This window comes from Pseudomonas sihuiensis, assembly GCF_900106015.1.
Classification (GTDB): Bacteria; Pseudomonadota; Gammaproteobacteria; order Pseudomonadales; family Pseudomonadaceae; genus Aquipseudomonas; species Aquipseudomonas sihuiensis.
In genome coordinates, this window is record NZ_LT629797.1 from 2396842 (window position 1) to 2415108 (window position 18267).

General features: G+C 64.8%; 15 protein-coding genes and 1 pseudogene. 5 read left to right on the forward strand and 11 right to left on the reverse strand.

Annotated elements, in window-relative coordinates; translation table 11 throughout:
• Window positions 1-87 precede the first annotated feature (87 nt).
• The gene (locus tag BLT86_RS11270; RefSeq protein ID WP_092376757.1) at window positions 88-1338 is read left to right on the forward strand and encodes an MFS transporter; all 1251 of its coding nucleotides are present in this window, start codon (window positions 88-90) and stop codon (window positions 1336-1338) included.
• Between the two features lie 258 nt (window positions 1339-1596).
• Window positions 1597-3855: a glucosylglycerol-phosphate synthase gene (gene ggpS, locus BLT86_RS11275; RefSeq protein ID WP_075748840.1), complete on the forward strand. Its 2259-nt coding sequence runs from the start codon at window positions 1597-1599 to the stop codon at window positions 3853-3855.
• Between the two features lie 139 nt (window positions 3856-3994).
• On the opposite strand, the gene BLT86_RS11280 is transcribed toward ggpS, so the two are convergent.
• From BLT86_RS11280 to zwf, 9 genes and pseudogenes are all read right to left on the reverse strand, one after another.
• Window positions 3995-4414 carry a VOC family protein gene (locus tag BLT86_RS11280; RefSeq protein WP_017674877.1) on the reverse strand — a complete coding sequence of 140 codons (420 nt, stop codon included), beginning with the start codon at window positions 4412-4414 and terminating at the stop codon, window positions 3995-3997.
• Between the two features lie 2 nt (window positions 4415-4416).
• Window positions 4417-4851 carry a YciI family protein gene (locus tag BLT86_RS11285; protein WP_017674878.1) on the reverse strand — a complete coding sequence of 145 codons (435 nt, stop codon included), beginning with the start codon at window positions 4849-4851 and terminating at the stop codon, window positions 4417-4419.
• 195 nt (window positions 4852-5046) lie between these two features.
• Complete coding sequence (locus tag BLT86_RS11290; RefSeq protein WP_017674879.1) at window positions 5047-5580, reverse strand: REP-associated tyrosine transposase; 534 nt, start codon at window positions 5578-5580, stop codon at window positions 5047-5049.
• Window positions 5581-5701: 121 nt separating this feature from the next.
• Entirely contained in the window at window positions 5702-6595 is an 894-nt protein-coding gene (locus BLT86_RS26560; RefSeq protein ID WP_456239053.1) for a methyl-accepting chemotaxis protein, read from the reverse strand.
• Between the two features lie 9 nt (window positions 6596-6604).
• A pseudogene (locus tag BLT86_RS26565) lies at window positions 6605-7735 on the reverse strand (methyl-accepting chemotaxis protein); the annotation flags it as partial.
• A gap of 65 nt (window positions 7736-7800) precedes the next feature.
• The gene (locus tag BLT86_RS11300) at window positions 7801-8664 is read right to left on the reverse strand and encodes an aldo/keto reductase (protein ID WP_092376763.1); all 864 of its coding nucleotides are present in this window, start codon (window positions 8662-8664) and stop codon (window positions 7801-7803) included.
• Between the two features lie 98 nt (window positions 8665-8762).
• Window positions 8763-9434 carry a bifunctional 4-hydroxy-2-oxoglutarate aldolase/2-dehydro-3-deoxy-phosphogluconate aldolase gene (locus BLT86_RS11305; RefSeq protein WP_092376766.1) on the reverse strand — a complete coding sequence of 224 codons (672 nt, stop codon included), beginning with the start codon at window positions 9432-9434 and terminating at the stop codon, window positions 8763-8765.
• Between the two features lies 1 nt (window position 9435).
• The gene (gene pgl / locus BLT86_RS11310; protein WP_092376769.1) at window positions 9436-10149 is read right to left on the reverse strand and encodes a 6-phosphogluconolactonase; all 714 of its coding nucleotides are present in this window, start codon (window positions 10147-10149) and stop codon (window positions 9436-9438) included.
• Window positions 10136-11602, reverse strand: a complete 1467-nt coding sequence (gene zwf / locus BLT86_RS11315) for a glucose-6-phosphate dehydrogenase (RefSeq protein ID WP_075748874.1) — start codon at window positions 11600-11602, stop codon at window positions 10136-10138. The genes pgl and zwf overlap by 14 nt, the downstream gene beginning before the upstream one ends.
• Window positions 11603-11812: 210 nt before the next feature.
• On the opposite strand from zwf, the gene BLT86_RS11320 reads away from it, so the two are divergent.
• Both BLT86_RS11320 and sugE read left to right on the forward strand, forming a co-directional pair.
• Window positions 11813-12673: a MurR/RpiR family transcriptional regulator gene (locus tag BLT86_RS11320; protein WP_178094195.1), complete on the forward strand. Its 861-nt coding sequence runs from the start codon at window positions 11813-11815 to the stop codon at window positions 12671-12673.
• Between the two features lie 226 nt (window positions 12674-12899).
• The gene (gene sugE, locus BLT86_RS11325; RefSeq protein WP_092376775.1) at window positions 12900-13214 is read left to right on the forward strand and encodes a quaternary ammonium compound efflux SMR transporter SugE; all 315 of its coding nucleotides are present in this window, start codon (window positions 12900-12902) and stop codon (window positions 13212-13214) included.
• Window positions 13215-13341: 127 nt separating this feature from the next.
• Here the strand turns inward: sugE and BLT86_RS11330 are convergent, their stop codons facing one another.
• Window positions 13342-15216: an MFS transporter gene (locus BLT86_RS11330; protein WP_092376778.1), complete on the reverse strand. Its 1875-nt coding sequence runs from the start codon at window positions 15214-15216 to the stop codon at window positions 13342-13344.
• A gap of 611 nt (window positions 15217-15827) precedes the next feature.
• On the opposite strand from BLT86_RS11330, the gene BLT86_RS11335 reads away from it, so the two are divergent.
• The gene (locus BLT86_RS11335) at window positions 15828-16532 is read left to right on the forward strand and encodes a 4'-phosphopantetheinyl transferase family protein (protein ID WP_092376781.1); all 705 of its coding nucleotides are present in this window, start codon (window positions 15828-15830) and stop codon (window positions 16530-16532) included.
• Between the two features lie 123 nt (window positions 16533-16655).
• Here BLT86_RS11335 and BLT86_RS11340 read toward each other — a convergent pair whose 3' ends face one another.
• The gene (locus BLT86_RS11340; RefSeq protein WP_021490127.1) at window positions 16656-18263 is read right to left on the reverse strand and encodes an ATP-binding protein; all 1608 of its coding nucleotides are present in this window, start codon (window positions 18261-18263) and stop codon (window positions 16656-16658) included.
• Between the last annotated feature and the right edge of the window lie 4 nt (window positions 18264-18267).

Genomic DNA, 18267 nt, shown 5'->3' on the forward strand with positions numbered 1-18267 from the left:
AAAAATCAATAGGATAGAAACGAAACGCAAAAAACATGGCGTACTTCATGCTTGCTATCAGGGGCACAGTTCCCTAGGGTAGTTTGCATGTGGTCCCTGATTGCCCCCATCAGCTCGTTGCTGAGCGGCGTGGCTCTGCTCCTGCTCGGCAATGGTCTACTCAACACCCTCCTGACCCTGCGTGGCGTCGCCGAAGGCTACTCCACCACGATGCTCGGCCTGATCATGTCCGGGTACTTCGTCGGGTTCCTCCTCGGCACCTGGCTGGCGACTCCGCTGATTCGACGCATCGGACATATCCGCGCGTTCGCCTGCTGCGCCGCCCTGGCTGCCATTGCCGCCCTGCTCCATCTGCTGCTGATCGATCCGTGGGTCTGGCTGCTGCTGCGTGTGCTCTACGGTCTGGCGCTGGTGACGCTGTACATGGTCATCGAGAGCTGGCTCAACGCCAAAGCGCCCAACGAGAAGCGCGGCCAAGTGTTCGCCCTGTACATGGCGGTCAACCTCGGCGCCCTGGCGCTGGCCCAGCAACTGCTGCACCTGGCCGACCCGGTGCAGTTCACCCTGTTCGCCATCGCCGCTATCCTCATCAGCGCCGCGTTGATGCCCATTACCCTGACCCGCCAGGCACAGCCGAGCCTGCCCGAGACACCGCCGAGCAACCTGCGCCAACTGTGGAATATTGCGCCGCTGGCGATAGTCGCAGCCGGCCTCTCCGGCCTTGCCATGGGCGGCTTCTGGGGCATGGCGCCGGTCTACGCCAGTCTGGCCGGCTTCGATACCTCCGGCGTCGGTCTGCTGATGACCGCGACCATTCTCGGTGGCGCCCTGCTGCAATGGCCCATCGGTATCTACTCGGATCGCCACGACCGGCGCCAGGTACTGCTCTGGGTGGTGATACTGGCAGTCGCCCTGGCGCTGATCATGAGCCTGCTGCCGGCCGGCCCACTGCTGCTCGGCGCCATCTTCATCTGGGGCGGCCTGGCTTTCGCCATCTACCCCATCGCCGTCGCACAACTGATCGACCAGTTGCACAGCGACGAGATCCTCTCCGGCTCCGCCAGCTTGCTGATGGTCAATGGCATCGGCTCGGTGTGCGGCCCGCTATTGGCCGGCCTGCTGATGGAGCAACTGGGCGCCAGCGCACTGCCGCTCTACTTCGCCTGCACCCTGGGCCTTCTGGCCGCCTACACCTTTTACCGGCTGCGCCATGTCAGCGATCTGGTCAGCGGCGACGCTGCGCACTTCACGCCCATGCTGCGCACCAGCCCCACGGTATTGGAGCTGATGCCCGATGCGCCGCCCCATGAATCGACAGAGGAGACGATTCAGTCCTGAAGTCATAGAACCTGTTCAAAGACTCGCGAGCTAGAGCCAGGCAAGGCGAAGTCGAGCGAAGAAGCGGAGTTTACGTGCTGTAAATGAGCATTCTGAGCTCGACTTCAACGCAGCATGGCCGACGCGCAGCAGTCTTTGGACGGGTTCTTAAAGGCTGTTTCGGCAAGGCCTTGAGCCTACCCCAAGCAGCCAGAAACCCGGCCCCTCGGCCGCTCGCATTCGCGCCGAGCCGCAGCGGCCACTTCTGGAGAAACAACGATGCTATTAGCCACCGACCTGGATGGAACCTTTCTCGCTGGCGATCCCGAAGATCGCCTGAGCCTCTACCAGACCATCGCCGCCCACCCCGAGATCAAGCTCGCCTATGTCACCGGGCGCAGCCTGGAGGCGGTGCTGCCGCTGCTGGCCGACCCGACGCTGCCGCAGCCGGACTACATCATCGCCGACGTCGGCGCGACCCTGGTGCATGGCGACAGCCTGCAGCCGATCCAGCCGCTGCAGAGTGTGGTCGATGCCCGCTGGCCCGGCGAAACCCAGGTAGCCAGCGTCATCGAGCCGTTCGGCCTGGAGCGTCAGGACGTGCCGCAGGCACGGCGCTGCTCCTACTTCTGCACGCCTGAACAGGCGGCCAACCCGGCACTGCGCGAGATCGCCGATGAGCTGGGTTGCGACCTGCTGTACTCCGCCGAGCTGTACCTGGACTTCCTGCCCAAGGGCGTGAACAAGGGCAGCAGTTTGCAGGCCCTGGCCGACTGGCTGGAGCTGAGCCACGATCAGGTACTGGCAGCCGGCGACACGCTCAATGACCTGTCCATGCTCAGCGCCAGCTTCCACGGAGTGTGCGTCGGTCAATCGGAAACTGCGCTGCTGGAAGCCACCGCCAACCACTCGCGCACTCTGCATGCCAGCCGCCCTGGCTGCGGCGGCATTCTCGAAGCCTTCGCCCATTTCGGTTTTCTCGGCGAGCACGGCATCGCAGCCGAACGCCGCCAGGCCGCGCAACCAGGCAAGGCCGAGCTGGTGATGGTCTATCACCGCCTGCCTTATGAGGAATACCGCAATGCCGCCGGCAAGCTGCAGCGTCGCCGCCCGACCTCGCCCAACGGCATCATCCCCACCCTGCTCAGCTTCTTCGGCGATGGCCGTCCCGGCTCCTGGGTGGCCTGGGCCGTACACGAGGACGGCGACGAGCCGTTCGACAGCCACACCACGGTGGACGCCGAGCGTTATCCCAAACTGACTGCGGCGCGGGTCAAGCTGAGCAAGGAAGAAGTCGACATCTTCTACAAGCGCTTCTCCAAGGAAGCCTTCTGGCCAACCCTGCATACGTTCTGGGAACGCGCGATATTCAACGAGGACGACTGGCAGGTGTTCCTCAAGGTCAACCGCGCCTTCGCCGAACGCACCGCGCTGGAGGCCGCCGAAGGCGCCATCGTGTGGCTACACGACTACAACCTGTGGATGGTGCCGGCCTACCTGCGCGAGCTGCGCCCGGACCTGCGCATCGCGTTCTTCCACCACACCTACTTTCCCTCCGCGGATGTCTTCAACGTGCTGCCGTGGCGTCGGCAGATCATCGGCAGCCTGCTGCAGTGCGACTACATCGGTTTTCATATTCCACGTCAGGTGGAGAACTTCGTCGACGTCGCCCGCGGCGTGTTCCCGCTCAAGACCCTGGAGCGGCAGAGCTGCGCGCCGCGCTTCATCACCTATGGCTGCGCCGTGGGCCTGGAGCGCATGACCACCGCGCTGGATACCGGCACGCGCCAGGTCAAGCTCGGCGCGCACCCGGTCGGGCTGGATATCGACCGCGTACGCAATGCGCTGGAAGCGCCGAAGATCAAGGAGCTGATGGGCCAGTTGCGCGAGGAAATGAAAGGCGTGAAGCTGATCCTCTCGGTCGAGCGCCTCGATTACACCAAGGGCATTCTGGAAAAGCTCAACGCCTACGAGCGCCTGCTGGCCGAGAACCCCGAGCTGATCGGCAAGGTCACCCTGGTCACCGTGTGCGTACCGGCAGCGCGCGAGATGAGGGTGTACGACGAACTGCAAACGCAGATCGAACAGGCAGTCGGTCGCATCAACGGCCGTTTCGCCCGCATTGGCTGGACACCGCTGCAGTTCTTCTTCCGCAGCCTGCCCTTCGAGGAAGTCAGCGCCTGGTACGCCATGGCTGACGTCATGTGGATCACCCCGCTACGTGACGGCCTCAACCTGGTAGCCAAGGAGTTCGTCGCAGCGCAAGGCCTGCTCGGCGGACGTGGCGTGCTGGTGCTGTCGGAGTTCGCCGGCGCGGCGGCCGAGCTCAAGGGCGCGCTGCTGACCAACCCGCATGATCCGGCCGATCTGGCGCAGACCTGCTACCTGGCGCTGAACCTGCCCAAGAGCGAGGCCCAGGCGCGCCTGCGCGAGCTGTTCGATATCGTCTGCTACAACGACATTCGCCGCTGGGGCGAGGAGTTCCTCGCGGGCGTGCAAGTACAGGAAGAGCCCGAGCCGCTGACGCTGGTGAGCTAGAAAGCTCTTCGCGGCTGAAGCCGCTCCTACGGACCAATCAGGCCGTAGGAGCGGCTGGGCGGCACTCCGTTTCAGTCGCGAAGGCGCAGTCTCGTCTCCCCGGATTTCATCCGGGCTACGTTTGCCGAGAAACTCGCCGTCAACCCTGCTGGCTATCGACCATGCAGTTGATCATCCAGGACACGCCGAAACGGTCGGTAAGCATGGCGAAGCGGGTTGCCCAGAAGGTCGCCTGCAGCTCCATCTGCACCGAACCGCCGGCCGACAATGCCTCGTACAGGCGCTCGGCCTCCGGCACGTTGTCCACCTGCAGGGAAACGGAACACCCCTTGATCCCCTCATAGGGGTACTGCGGCAGATTGTCGGATGCCATCAGCAACTGATCGCCGACGGTCAGGCAGACGTGCATGACACGCTGCTGGTACTCGGCCGGAACCTCCATATCCTCGGGGCTGTCGGCGTAGCGCATCATCTCCAGCTTACCGCCGAAGACCTCGGCGTAGCGGTTGAAGGCGGCCTCGCACTGGCCATCGAACATCAGATAGGCATGCATCTTCATCGTTACTCTCCTTGATTTTCACTGCTCATGCGCGCGCGAATACGGTCTTCCTGCTCACGCAGCTCGGGGGTGAACTCGGCGCCGAAGTCCTCGGCCTCGAAGATCTGCCGAATCTCGATATCGGATTCGCCAGGCATGGGGTTGGGGCAACGCTTGACCCAGTCGATGCAGGCCTGCAGCGACTCGCACTGAAAGATCCAGAAGCCGGCCACCAGCTCCTTGGTCTCCATGAATGGGCCGTCGATCACCGAGCGCTGCGCCCCGGAAAACCGCACCCGCGCGCCCCTGGAGCTGGGGTGCAGACCTTCGGCAGCCTGAATCACGCCAGCGGCCGCCAGCTCTTCGTTGTAACGGCCCATGGCCGTCAGCAGCTCTTCGCTGGGCATCACACCGGCTTCGGAATCGGCCGTCGCTTTGACAATCACCATGAAACGCATCGCCTTTCTCCTTGTTCGAGTCGAAGTCGCGCGCAGGGTGTCTCCCTACGGCTGACAGTGAACCCAGGGCGGGGTTCTATGCAGTAGTCGAATGGGCGATGGAAGAATAGACAGGCACATTGAAAAAAGTCGGTGCGCGCGGACGCCGCTTAAGCCGTAGGGTGTCGCGGGGCCGCCTAGGCCGTGCGCACCGCGTCATTCACCGTACTCACCGTCACCCGTTTTGGCATCGCTACCCCAATCCGCTGGATACACACCCTCCTTCACCAAACGATGAAAGCTCGACCACGGCCAATCTGCCACGCGTTCGACCAAGCCATGCTTCACTGGATTGAAATGCAGGTAATCCATATGCCGCTGGTAATCGCCTTCATCACGAATACGGTGCTCCCAGAAGCGCCGCTGCCACAGCCCTGACTCACGACGCAAACTGCGACTCAAACTGATCGAACCGAACCCCGGCAAGGCCTGAGAAGTCAGGCGCTTGATCATCGACCAGCGTGAGCCAAAATCTGCATCCCCTTCAGGCAGACGCCAGACACAATGCAGATGATCGGGCAGCAGTATCCAACCTTCGATGATGAAGGGACGGTGTAAACGGACTCGTTCGATGGCACGGCGCAAGGCTGCGCGCAATGGCGCTTCGGTCAGCACCGGGCGACGCTGGTGGCTGACCAGCGTGAAGAAATAGCAGGCGCCCGCATCGCGAGCGCGGCGGTAGTTGGACATTCCTTGTCTCCTGAATTCTTGCCAGCAGATTCAGGATAGTCGGCGGTGCGCGCGGCGCACCCTACGGTTTGAACAGCGTAATTCTCGTAGGGTGCGCCGCGCGCACCGGCTCCAACTCAAATCAAACCCGGAAGCGGCTGACCATGGACTGCAGCTGGCCGCCCAGGCGCGCCAGCTCGGCCGAGGATTTGGCCGTTTCGTCGCTGGCAGTGGCGGTCTGCTCGGATACATCGCGCACGCTGAGGATGCTGCGGCTGATCTCCTCGGCCACGGCGCTCTGCTCTTCCGCGGCGGCGGCGATCTGCTGGTTCATCGACTGGATGTTGGACACCGCGAGGGTGATGCTGCCCAGCGAGTCGCCGGCCTTGCGCGTCAGCTCGACGCTGCTGTCGGTGAGGTTACGGCTGTTGCGCATCACCGCGGCGACCTGCTGGGTACCGCTCTGCAAGCCGGCGATCAGCGCCTCGATCTCCTCGGTGGATTTCTGCGTGCGCTGCGCCAGGCCGCGCACCTCGTCGGCGACCACGGCAAAACCGCGCCCCGCTTCACCGGCACGCGCAGCCTCGATGGCGGCGTTGAGCGCCAGCAGGTTGGTCTGCTCGGCTACCGACTTGATCACGTCCATCACGCTGCCGATCTTGTCGCTTTCCTGCTGCAGACCAGTCATCGCCTCGGAAGAGCGCCCCACTTCGGCAGCCAGACGCTCGATCTGCGAAATCACCTCGGCCACCACCTGGTCGCCCAGGCGCGCCTGGCCGTCCGCGTCGTTGGCCGCCTGCGAGGCCTGCTCGGCGTTGCGCGCCACTTCCTGCACGGTGGCGGACATCTCATGCATGGCGGTGGCCACCTGGTCGGTCTCGCTCTTCTGGCTGTTGGCGCCAGCGCTGGTCTGCTCGGTGACCGCCGACAGCTCTTCGGCGGCGCTGGCGATCTGGGTGACGCTGTCGCGGATGCCGCCGATCAGCTCGCGCAGGGTCGTGGCCATGTGCTGGATGCCCTGCTGCAGTAGGCCCATCTCGTCACGGCGATCGACCCGCACGCTGGCGGTCAGGTCGCCATCGGCAATGCGCTGCACCGCACCCAGGGTGTCCTGCAATGGGCGGGTGATCTGACGGGTGATGATCCAGGCAGCCAAAACGCCGAAGAGCAGGGCCAGCAGCGTGGCGCCGACCTGCAGACTACGCGCCTGGGCACTTTCAATGGCCATGCGCTCCATCTGGAACTTGTACAGCGTATCGCTGATACGGACGATTTCGCCCTGCTGATCGGTCATTTCCTGACGGGTACGGGCGATATCGGCAGTGGCGGCCTTGAACGCCTGCACCGTCTGCTCGAGCTGGCCGAGCGCCGTGGAGATCCGCCGCACAGCATCCTGCTGGGCGCTACCGAAAACCTGCTCCAGTGCAGCGAGGCTGGCGCGGGCAGTGCCGATGCGCTCGGCAAGGGCCTGCTCGGTCTGGGCATCGGCTGCGCTTTCATAGCGCTCAAGCAGATAATGCAGACGCAGCAGCTCACCATGAGTGAGCGTCAGGGCCTGCAGCTGCTCGAAGCGGCGACCGTCGTATTCCGGCAGCAGCTCCACGCTGCGCCGCATCGCGCCCAGCAGTTCGCTCAGCTGCTGGTCTTCGCTATTCACCTGGCCACGTGCCTGCTCGGCGGCCGTGTAGGCAGCACGCATACCCGCCAGTGAGCGCTGGTAATCCTGGTTGTAGCGGTCCTGCTCCTGCAGCAGCTTGACGTTGACCGGATTGGTGAAGGTCCCCAGCAGCTTCTTCTGCTGCTCGAGATAGAGGTTCAGGTTGGTCAGCAGACGCTCGGTGCTGGCGGCGTCGCCCTTTGCCAGCATGAACTGCAGGCGGGCGATACGCAGGTTGGTCAGCGTTGCGTTGAGTTGGGTGATCTCGCTCATCCAGGTGCTGCGCTGGATCACGCTGCCCAGGCCGCTCCAGGCGGTCCAGGCCAGAGCCAGGGTGAGAGCCAGCACCAGACCGAAGCCAAGGGCAAGCTTGCGGGTGACGCTGAGGTTGGCAAACCAGGTATTCATGACAATTCTCCAACTGTTCGATGACAGGCAGTTCGGGTTTAGCTGGAGAATTGTTTTTGTAGAGCCAGCACAAGGCCTGTGCCGACGCTCCGCGCGCCGCTCTAGGCACATAGGCAGGGAAAAATTTCGCGAACAATCATTCACGTGCGACTGCCCCGCTCGCCGGGGCGGGTTCTTCAGGGCGCGCGCTCGCCGCGCGCCGCCTCGCTGAGGTAGAACCAGGTCGGCGCATCCAGCTGCAGCTCGGCACCGGCCAGGGCCTCCTCGATACGCGCCTCGCGCAGGCTGCCGAGAATCGGCACCGGGCGTCCCGGCAGGCGGCGCAGCCAGGCCAGGGCGACCTGCAGCGGTGTTGCCTGCAGCGCCGCGGCCACTTCCTCCAGCGCCAGTTGCAGCGCCGGGGCGAAGCGGCCGCCGGCCAGCGGCGACCAGGCCAGCACCTGCAAGCCGTCGGCCTGCAGCGCCTGCAGACGGCCATCCCAGGCCGCCTGCTGGGCGGCGAGCGACAGTTCGATCTGGTTGCAGCGCAGCTCCAGCTCGCGGCCAAGCACCTGCCAGTGCAGCGGCTCGGCATTGGACAGCCCGACCCAGCCGACCTTGCCGGACTCGACCAGCGCCTGCAGGGCGCGCGTCACTTCCTCGACCTGCAGCAGCGGGTCGGGGCGATGCAGCAGAAAGCCGTCCAGCCGCTCAACGCCCAGGCGCTGCAGCGAGGCGTCCACTGCGCGAGTCAGGTAGCTCGTCGTGGTGTCGTAGTGCTTGATCCGCCAGCGCGAGACGTCCTGCGCCGCCGGCACGATGTCGGCCTTGCTGATCAGTTGCAGCTGCGCCCGCAATTGCGGGCGCAGACGCAGCGCCGCACCGAAACGCGCTTCGCATTCGCCCAGGCCATAAATGTCGGCGTGGTCGAAACCATTGAGGCCACGCTCGACGCTGCGCTCGATAAAGCCGAGCAGCGCCTGCGGTGTGGCCAGTTCGGCGCATTCGAGCAGGCGCATCATGCCCAGCAGCAGGGGTTGCCGGATCGGAAATGCGGTCATAAAGGATTCCAGGTAACCGGTGGTGCGCACAGCGCACCCTACGCGATGGTGACGAAGCGTAGGGTGCGCTGTGCGCACCACTAGGCCGATCAGAGATTTCAGCCCAACAACTGCAACGCCTCGGTGCTGCACTGCTGGATACGCACCCAATCGCGCTGCTCGACCCATTCACGCTGGAACATCCAGGTGCCGCCAACGCACATCACGTTGGGCTGGGCCATGTAGCGCTGCAGGTTGTCCGGCGTGATGCCGCCAGTGGGACAGAAACGCACGCCGCCGAACGGGCCGGCCAGCGCCTTGAGCGCAGCGATGCCGCCGCAGACCTCGGCCGGGAACAGCTTGAAGCGGCGATAGCCGAGGGCGTAGCCGACCATCAGCTCGGAGGCGCTGCTCACGCCCGGCAGCAGCGGCACCGGGCTGTCCAGAGCGGCCAGCAGCAGCTCACGGGTGCTGCCTGGGGTGACGATGAACTGCGCGCCGGCTTCGATGGCGGCGGCCAGCATCTGCTCGTCGAGCACGGTGCCAGCGCCGACGCACAGCTCGGGGCGCTCGGCGCGCAGACGACGGATCGCCTCCAGGCCGTGCTCGGAACGCAGGGTCACCTCCAGCACGCGCAGGCCACCGGCAGCCAGCGCATCGGCCAGCGGCAGGATGTCCGCCTCACGGGCGATGGTGATCACCGGCATGATCCGTGCCTGGGCGCAGATGCGGTCGATCTCGGCGATTTTGTCGGCCATGCGCGCGCGCTGGCCTTGGTCGAGGCTGGTCATGTCAGGGGCACCAATAGATTTCGAGAGGGGAATGCAGGAAGGCGCGGATCGGCATGCGCGCCACCTCGCCGGGCGCCAGCGCCTCGGCCAGGGTGGCCAGCTTGGCCTGGCCCTGGATCGCCAGCAGCGGCAGGCGTGCGCTGGTCAGCATCGGCAGGGTCAGGGTCAGGCGTTGCGTCGGCTCGCTCGGGGCAAGCATCGGCAGCACGCGGCGCGCGCAGTCCGGCTGCAACGCCTGGTGCAGATTGGGGCTATGCGGGAACAACGAGGCGGTGTGGCCGTCGTCGCCCATGCCGAGCACCAGCACGTCGATCGGCGGCAGTTCGGCAAAGGCCGCATCGGCCAACTCGGCCGCCTGCTCCAGGCTACCGGCGACCCGGTACAGGCCGAGGAACTTCGCCTCGGAGGCCGCGCCACGCAGCAGATGACGGCGCACCAGCGCCTCGTTGCTGCTGGCGTGATTGACCGGCACCCAGCGCTCGTCGGCCAGGCTCACCAGCACCTGGCGCCAGTCCAGGGCCTGCTGCGCCAGGGCGCCAAAAAAGGCCACCGGGCTGCGTCCGCCGGACACCACCAGGGTGGCGCTGCCACGGCTGTCGATGGCCTGGCGCAGGGCGTCGGCCACGCGCTGGGCCAGGGCGTCGGCATGCGCCTCTGCACTGGCATCGCTACGGGCAACGACGCCCGTGGGCAGTTCAAGGTCAGAGATCGCCATACCAGCTCCTCCCGTCACGAGTGATCAGCGCCACCGAGGCCATCGGACCCCAGCTACCGGCGGTATAGGGTTTCGGCGCCTCGCCGAGCTGCTTCCAGCCGGCGATCAGCTGATCGCACCACTGCCAGGCGTATTCGATTTCGTCCTTGCGCACGAACAGGTTCTGGTTGCCGCGCATCACTTCCAGCAGCAGACGTTCGTAGGCATCGGGAATCCGCGCGCTGCGGTAGGTATCGGAGAAGCTCAGCTGCAGCGGGCCGCTGCGCAGCTGCATGCCCTTGTCCAGGCCCTGATCCTTGGTCAGCACCTGCAGGGCGATGCCCTCGTCCGGCTGCAGGCGAATGATCAGCTTGTTGCCGATCAACTGGCGCTGCTCAGGGGCGAAGATGTAGTGCGGCGGCGCCTTGAAGTGGATGACGATCTGCGACAGCTTCTGCGGCATGCGCTTGCCGGTGCGCAGATAGAAGGGCACGCCGGCCCAGCGCCAGTTGCGGATGTCGGCACGCAGGGCGACGAAGGTCTCGGTGTCGCTCTGGGTGTTGGAATTATCTTCCTCCAGATAGCCCGGCACCGGCCGACCGTCGCTGCTGCCGGCGACGTACTGGCCGCGCACCACGCGCTGGCCAAGCTGTTCGGCGCTGATCGGCTCCAGAGCCTTGAGCACCTTGACCTTCTCGTCGCGGATGCTGTCGGCGGACAGGTCGCTGGGCGGGTCCATGGCGATCAGGCAGAGCAACTGCAGCAGGTGGTTCTGGATCATGTCGCGCAGCTGGCCGGCCTGGTCGAAATAGCCCCAACGCCCCTCGATGCCGACCTTCTCGGCCACGGTGATTTCCACGTGGGAGATGTGGTTCTGGTTCCACTGGGTTTCGAACAGGCTGTTGGCGAAGCGCAGGGCGATCAGGTTCTGCACCGTCTCCTTGCCCAGGTAATGGTCGATGCGATAGACGCGGTTCTCCGCGAACACCTGCGCCACCGCGTCGTTCACCGCACGCGAAGAGGCCAGGTCGTGGCCGATGGGCTTTTCCAGCACCACCCGGCAGCGCTCGGCCAGGCCCACCGCGGCCAGGTTGGCGCAGATGCCGCCGTACACCGAGGCCGGGGTGGCGAAATAGGCGATCAGCTGATCGTGGCCGGCCACTTCGGTCAGCGCCAGGTAGTCGTCGGCCTGCAGGAAATCCATGGTCAGGTAATGCAGACGCGCCTGGAAGCGCGCCAGGGCGCCCTCCTCCAGTTCCTTGGCCGGCACGTATAGGCGCAGGGCCTGGTCGATGCTGCCGAGGTAGCGTTGAGGGTCGCCGGCTTCGCGGGCCAGGGCAAGGATGCGGGTGTCGTCGTGCAGCAAACCGGCGCGATCGAGCTGGTAAAGCGCAGGGAAAAGCTTGCGCAGAGCCAGATCGCCGAGGGCGCCGAACAGGGCAAAGGTGCAGGATTCAAGTTTCATTGCGGGCATGTGCTTGTTCTTTTATCAAGATGCACTAGAAATACCGGGTGATTGCGCTTTTATCAAGAAAAAATATTGTTATAGCAACAACATTCTTAAGAATCACGATAAGCCAGTGGTGACCCACAGGCGGCATCAGTAGGATAGGCCGGTTGTTTTACCGCCCATCGCCTGTCGCCAAGCCCGTTCAACCGCCTGTTAGGAGCCCCTATGGACCGCGTGCGCAACCTGCTGGAACAGATCCAGAGCCGCCTGGACGACCTGAACAAGGCCGAACGCAAGGTCGCCGAAGTGATCCTGCATGATCCGCAGCAGGCCACGCGCTTCAGCATCGCCGCACTGGCCCAGGCGGCGGGTGTCAGCGAGCCGACGGTCAACCGTTTCTGCCGCTCCTTCGGTGCCAACGGCTACCCGGAACTGAAGATGCAGCTGGCGCAGAGCCTGGCCAGCGGCGCCGCCTACGTCAGCCGTGCGGTATCGGCCGACGACGGCCCCGAGGCCTACACGCGCAAGATCTTCGGCAGCACCATCGCCTCGCTGGACAGCGCCTGCCAGAGCCTCGACCCGCAGCACATCAGCCGCGCCGTCGACCTGCTGATCCAGGCGCGGCAGATCCATTTCTTCGGCCTCGGCGCCTCGGCCTCGGTGGCGCTCGACGCGCAACACAAGTTCTTTCGCTTCAACCTGGCGGTGTCAGCGCATTCCGACGTGCTGATGCAACGCATGATCGCCTCGGTGGCGCACACCGGTGATCTGTTCGTGATCATTTCCTACACCGGGCGCACTCGCGAGCTGGTGGAGGTGGCGCGCCTGGCGCGCGAGAACGGCGCCTCGGTGCTCGGCCTCACCGCTGCCGGCTCGCCCCTGGCCAAGGCCAGCACCCTGAGCCTGGACATTCCACTGCCGGAAGACACCGACATCTACATGCCGATGACCTCGCGCATCATCCAGCTCACCGTGCTCGACGTGCTCGCCACCGGCGTCACCCTGCGCCGCGGCGTGGACTTCCAGCCGCACCTGCGCAGGATCAAGGAAAGCCTGACTGCCAGCCGCTATCCGGCGGATGAAGAGTCGCTGTAAGACCATCCTCACGCTGCACGGCGGCTGCAGTCGCGAACGGCACCAGCCGCCTGGGGCGGCCAGGGCCAGATGAACCCTGTGACGAATACAAAGCCTCGAGCAATCCGGAGTGCCTTGCCCCGGACACACCAACACGCACAATAACAGTGCATGCGAGGACGACCTCCACACCCTGAGCCCAGGGTGACTCATCCGGGGACGGCCCCTTCAACCTCTGGAGGTGACCATGCCCTGGATCATTCTGTTTCTCGCCGGCCTGTTCGAAGTCGGCTGGTCCATCGGCCTGAAATACACCGAAGGCTTCACCCGTCCCCTGCCAACACTGCTGACCGTCTGCGCCATGCCGGTCAGCCTGGCCCTGCTCGGCCTGGCCATGAAGGAACTGCCGCTGGGCACCGCCTACGCCATCTGGACCGGCGTCGGTGCTGTGGGCACGGTGATCGCCGGCATCATCCTGTTCGGCGAATCCATGGCGCTGCTGCGCCTGGCCAGCGTCGCACTGATCGTCTGCGGGCTGATCGGGCTCAAGCTGAGCCATTGAGAAAGCCGGAATCCAGCTTCGTGGGAGGCGCTTCAGCGGCGAAAGCATCGCGGCTACGACTGCAGGGATGCAGGAGGTAGAGCGAAGCAGGATGCCCGAGCCGAAAGCCCCTCCCACATGACTCAAGTCAACGCCAATCCCCACGCAAGGCCGCCACCTGCACCTGCAACGCCTCGCGCTTGGCCTGCTCCGGCGCAATCGGCGTTCCCGCCACCAGGCACACCCGCGACCACAGGCGCTTGAAGATGCCCTTATGCGGATCGCGACTGAAGAAGCTGCCCCACAAGCCCTGCAGCGCCATGGGAATCACCGGCACTGGGTTCTCTTCGAGAATGCGCTCGACGCCCGACCTGAACTCGTCAAGCTCACCATCAGCGGTCAACTTGCCTTCGGGGAAGATGCACACCAGCTCGCCATTGCGCAGGTACTCGGCGATCTTCTTGAACGCGGCGTCGTAGATCAGCAGATCCTCGTTGCGCCCGGCAATCGGCACGGTGCCGGCGGTGCGGAAGATGAAGTTGAGCACCGGCAGGTCGTAGATCTTGTAGTACATGACGAAGCGCACCGGCCGCCGCACCGCGCCACCGATCAGCAGCGCATCGACGAAGGACACATGGTTGCACACCAACACCGCCGGCCCCTCGTCGGGAATCGCGTCGAGGCCCTTGTGCTCGACCCGGTACATCGAATGCCCCAGCAGCCAGATGAGAAAGCGCATGCTGAATTCGGGGACGATCTTGAAGATGTAGCTGTTGACCGCGATGTTCATCAGCGACACCACCAGAAACAGCTGCGGAATCGACAGCCCGGCGACGCTCAGGAACAGGATCGCGACGATGGCAGAGGCCACCATGAACAGCGCATTGAGGATATTGTTGGCCGCGATCACCCGCGCCCGCTCATGCTCGGCGGTGCGCGACTGGATCAACGCATACAGCGGCACGATATAGAAGCCACCGAACAGACCGATGCCGAGAATGCAGCCGAGAATCCACCAGGCCCGGCCATAGCCCAGCAGCGCCAGCCAGTCATGCGGCGCAGCGCCCTGTGGGAAACCGCCGGAGAACCACCACAGCAGCATGCCGAACAGGGTCAGGCCAATGGAGCCGAACGGCACCAGGCCGATCTCCACCTTGTGCCCGCTCATGCGCTCGCAAAGCATCGAGCCCAGGCCGATGCCCAGCGAGAACACGGTGAGAATCAGCGTCACCACGCTCTCGTCACCGTACAGCCACTCCTTGGCGTAAGCCGGAATCTGCGTCAGGTAGATCGCGCCGAGAAACCAGAACCAGGAGTTGCCCACCAGCGAGCGCGACACCGCCGGACGCTGGCCCAGGCCGAGTTTCATGATCACCCAGGACTGACGGAAGATGTTCCAGTCCAACGGCAATTCCGGCATTGCTGCCGAGGCTTTGGGAATGCCCTGGCTGGCCAGATAGCCGAGCAGCGCCACCCCCACCACGGAACCCGCGACGATCGGCGCATAACTGCTGCTGGCCATCATGATGCCGGCGCCGATGGTGCCGGCCAGAATCGCCAGGAAGGTGCCCATTTCCACCAGGGCGTTGCCACCCACCAGCTCCTCTTCCTTCAGGTGCTGCGGCAGGATCGAATACTTCACTGGGCCGAACAGCGCCGACTGCGTGCCCATGGCGAACAGCACGGCGAGCATCAGCGGCAGGTTATCCAACAGCACCCCGGCAGCGCCGGCGAGCATGATGCCGATCTCGGCGAACTTGATCTTGCGGATCAGCGCATCCTTGGCGAACTTCTCGCCAAACTGGCCGCCGAGGGCGGAGAACAGAAAGAACGGCAGGATGAACAGCAAGGCGCAGAGATTGACCAGCAGATCGCGGTCGGCGCCCGTGTTGAGCTTGAAGAGGATGGCGAGAATCAGCGACTGCTTGAAGATGTTGTCGTTGAAGGCGCCGAGCAATTGCGTCACGAAAAACGGCAGAAAGCGCTTCTTGCCGAGCAGGGCGAACTGCGATTGTTGGGTCATCGTCCATGGTCCTCGCGGGGGTAGATTTACCCGCACAGGCATTTGACTGCAAATCCCCCCACGAAAGCCACAAGGCAAATGCGAACGCCTTGGCTAACGAGGAGGTAAGACTGTTCATTTAAAGATGCGCGCTTAGCTCCCCTCTCCCCAGAGGGACGAGAGGACTAATCGCGTTCCACCACTTCTTGTGTGAACTACATTACCTTTTTTGTGGGAGGGGCTTTAGCCGCGACAGCAACCGCAAGAAGCTCGCCGCTTAAGCGCCTCCCACGCCCGACAACCTCGGCCCGGTAGGGTGCGCCACGCGCACCAAGACCCCGCGATTACCCGGTGCGCACGGCGCACCCTACGAGGCTTTAACCCTATCGCGCCGGCAAACGCGCGCCAAACGCAGCGCAAAAAAAACGGCAGCCCAATCGGGCTACCGTTCTCGAACTCGGAGAAAACGTCAGTGCCCTCGCACTGACTACAACCTCACCTGCACTCCCTGGGGAATGCCGGCGCAGTCTGACAAAAGCCAGCCTCAGCGTCCGTTTAGCTTTGTTACCTGCCTGCAAAGAAATGTAAACGGCGGATGACTGCACGGTCCGCCACGCGGCACAATCGCGCCCATGAACGCTCACCACCCCGCCTGCTGCAGCCCACTCGACACGCACAACCCGCTGCCAAACTCGCTTGCCGGCGCGCAGCTGATCAGCACCCGTTTCGACCCGGCCCTGCTCGCCGAGGACGATTTCGCTCGCTGCGATATCGCCCCGGTGCGCGGCGTGGCCAAGCGTCAGGCCGAGTACCTGGCCGGACGCCTGTGCGCGCGCGAGGCCCTGCGCCGCGTGACCGGCCAACCCGGCGTGCCGGCCGTCGGTGCAGACCGCGCGCCGCAGTGGCCGCTCGGCGTGGTCGGCTCCATCACCCACGGCGACAACTGGGCGGCGGCGCTGGTCGCCCAGCGTGAGCAATGGCGCGCCCTAGGCCTGGACGTCGAGCGCCTGCTGCCAGCCGAGCGCGCCCAGCGTCTGCAGGGCGAAATTCTCACTCCCGCCGAAGTGCAGCGCCTGCAAAACCTGGACGACGAGACCCGCGCCGTGCGCATCAGCCTGACCTTCTCGCTCAAGGAGAGCCTGTTCAAGGCGCTCTACCCACTGACCCTGACGCGCTTCTATTTCCATGACGCCGAGTTGCTGGAGATCGACCACGACAGCGCACGCCTGCGTCTGCTGATCGACCTGCATCCGGACTGGCGAACGGGCACCGAGCTGGATGGCCAATTCGCGCTGTTCGATAACAAGGTGCTGAGCCTGGTGGCCGTGGCGGCATGATCATGCAGCACCCCACCATGCGTGGATAACTCGGTGCGCGCGGCGCACCCTACAAAACCACGATACCCCGCACTTCGCCGGTAGGGTGCGCCATGCGCACCGGGCCCAACACGCAATCGCGCCTTACTCTCCCTGCTGTCGCGGCCACACCAGGCTGAAACGCGCGCCACCGAGGCTCTCGCTGCGGCCGATCTGCGCCCGACCGCCATGCCAGTAGATGATCCGGCGCACGATGGACAGCCCCAACCCGTGCCCGCCAGAAGCCCGTGTACGGCTGTCATCGAGACGCAGGAAGGGACTGAACAGGCGCTCCCAGGCTTCTTCCGGCACACCCGGCCCGTCGTCCTCAACGTCGATGCGGCAACGCTTGTAGCCGACCTGACAGCTGATCAGCACCTTGCCTTCGGCATAGCGCATGGCATTGCTCACCAGATTCTGCAGCGCACGGTGCAGGTAGCGCGGCTCGGCCTCAACCCAGCAGGCGCCCTCGGCCTGCACGCTGAGCACCGCACCACACTCCACACGCACCTTGTTGCTCAGCGGCGCCAGCTCGTCGATCACCTGGTCGATCAGCGCCTTGAGCTCCACCTGCTGGAAATTCAGCGCCGGCGAACCCTGCTCCAGGCGCGCGTAGGTCAGCATCTCGTCGACCAACTTGTCGAGGTCCTGGATATCGCTGTCCATGCCGTCCATGTACTTGCGCCGGGCACTTTCGTTCGGCGCATCGGCGATCATCTCCAGACCGAAGCGCAGCCGCGCCACTGGCGTGCGCAGCTCGTGGGACACCGCACGCACCAGCTCGCGCTGGGTGCTCAGGGAGGTCTGCAGGTGCTCGGCCATGGCGTTGAAGCTGCTGGCCAGGCGCCCCACCGAATCCGCGCCGCGCGTCGGCACGCGGGCATCTAGGCGGCCGCTGGCGATATGCGTGGCCGCACTTTCCAGCGCACGCAGGCGCTGCTCCAGCGAGCGCACCAACAGATAGACGATCAGGCCGATCAGGCTCAGTCCCAGCGCGCCGATCAGCACCAGCAGTTGCGGCGGATAGGGATTCATCTGGTACAGCGGGCCGATCTCCAGCACCCAAGGCGTATCGACGATGCCGGAGAACACATAGATGGAGTCGCCACCCTTGCCCAGCGCCATCACCGTATCGCCCTCGTCGATACGCCTGCGCTGGTCGAGGTCGAGGGTGGCGTCCTCGAGCCGCACCAGCTGCAGGTTGAAGCCGAACTGCTTGGCCGCTTTCAGCTCAGCCAGGCGCTGCGGCTGCTCATGCACCGGGTAGCGCACCAGTTCGTCGATCAGCAGGTAGTTGGTGGCCCGCGCCAACTGCTCGCTGATCTGCTGGATCTCGCCAGTCAACAGCAGCGGCTGCTTGCCATCGAGCAGGCCATAGACCTTGGCCGAGTGCGGGCCGGTCTGCTGCACCAGCACGTGGCCGCGCTGCAGGCGGTTGCGCTCGCTGCTTTCCAGCGGCACCTCGCTCAGGGCCTGCAGCTCCAGCGGGATGCCGAGCAGACGTGACCACACCACCAGGGCGCGCCGGCGTTCCACCTCGTTCATCGGCAGCAGGTTGTCCGCCATCAGGCGAAAGGTGCCGCGCGCCAGCCCTTCGCGGTACTGATCACCGCGCACCTCGTTGACCAGGTGCAAGGTGCCGACGCCCAGCAGCGCCACCAGCACCAGCGCGGCGAGCATGCCGCCATAGATGCGCAGGAAGATCGAGTTCATGGCC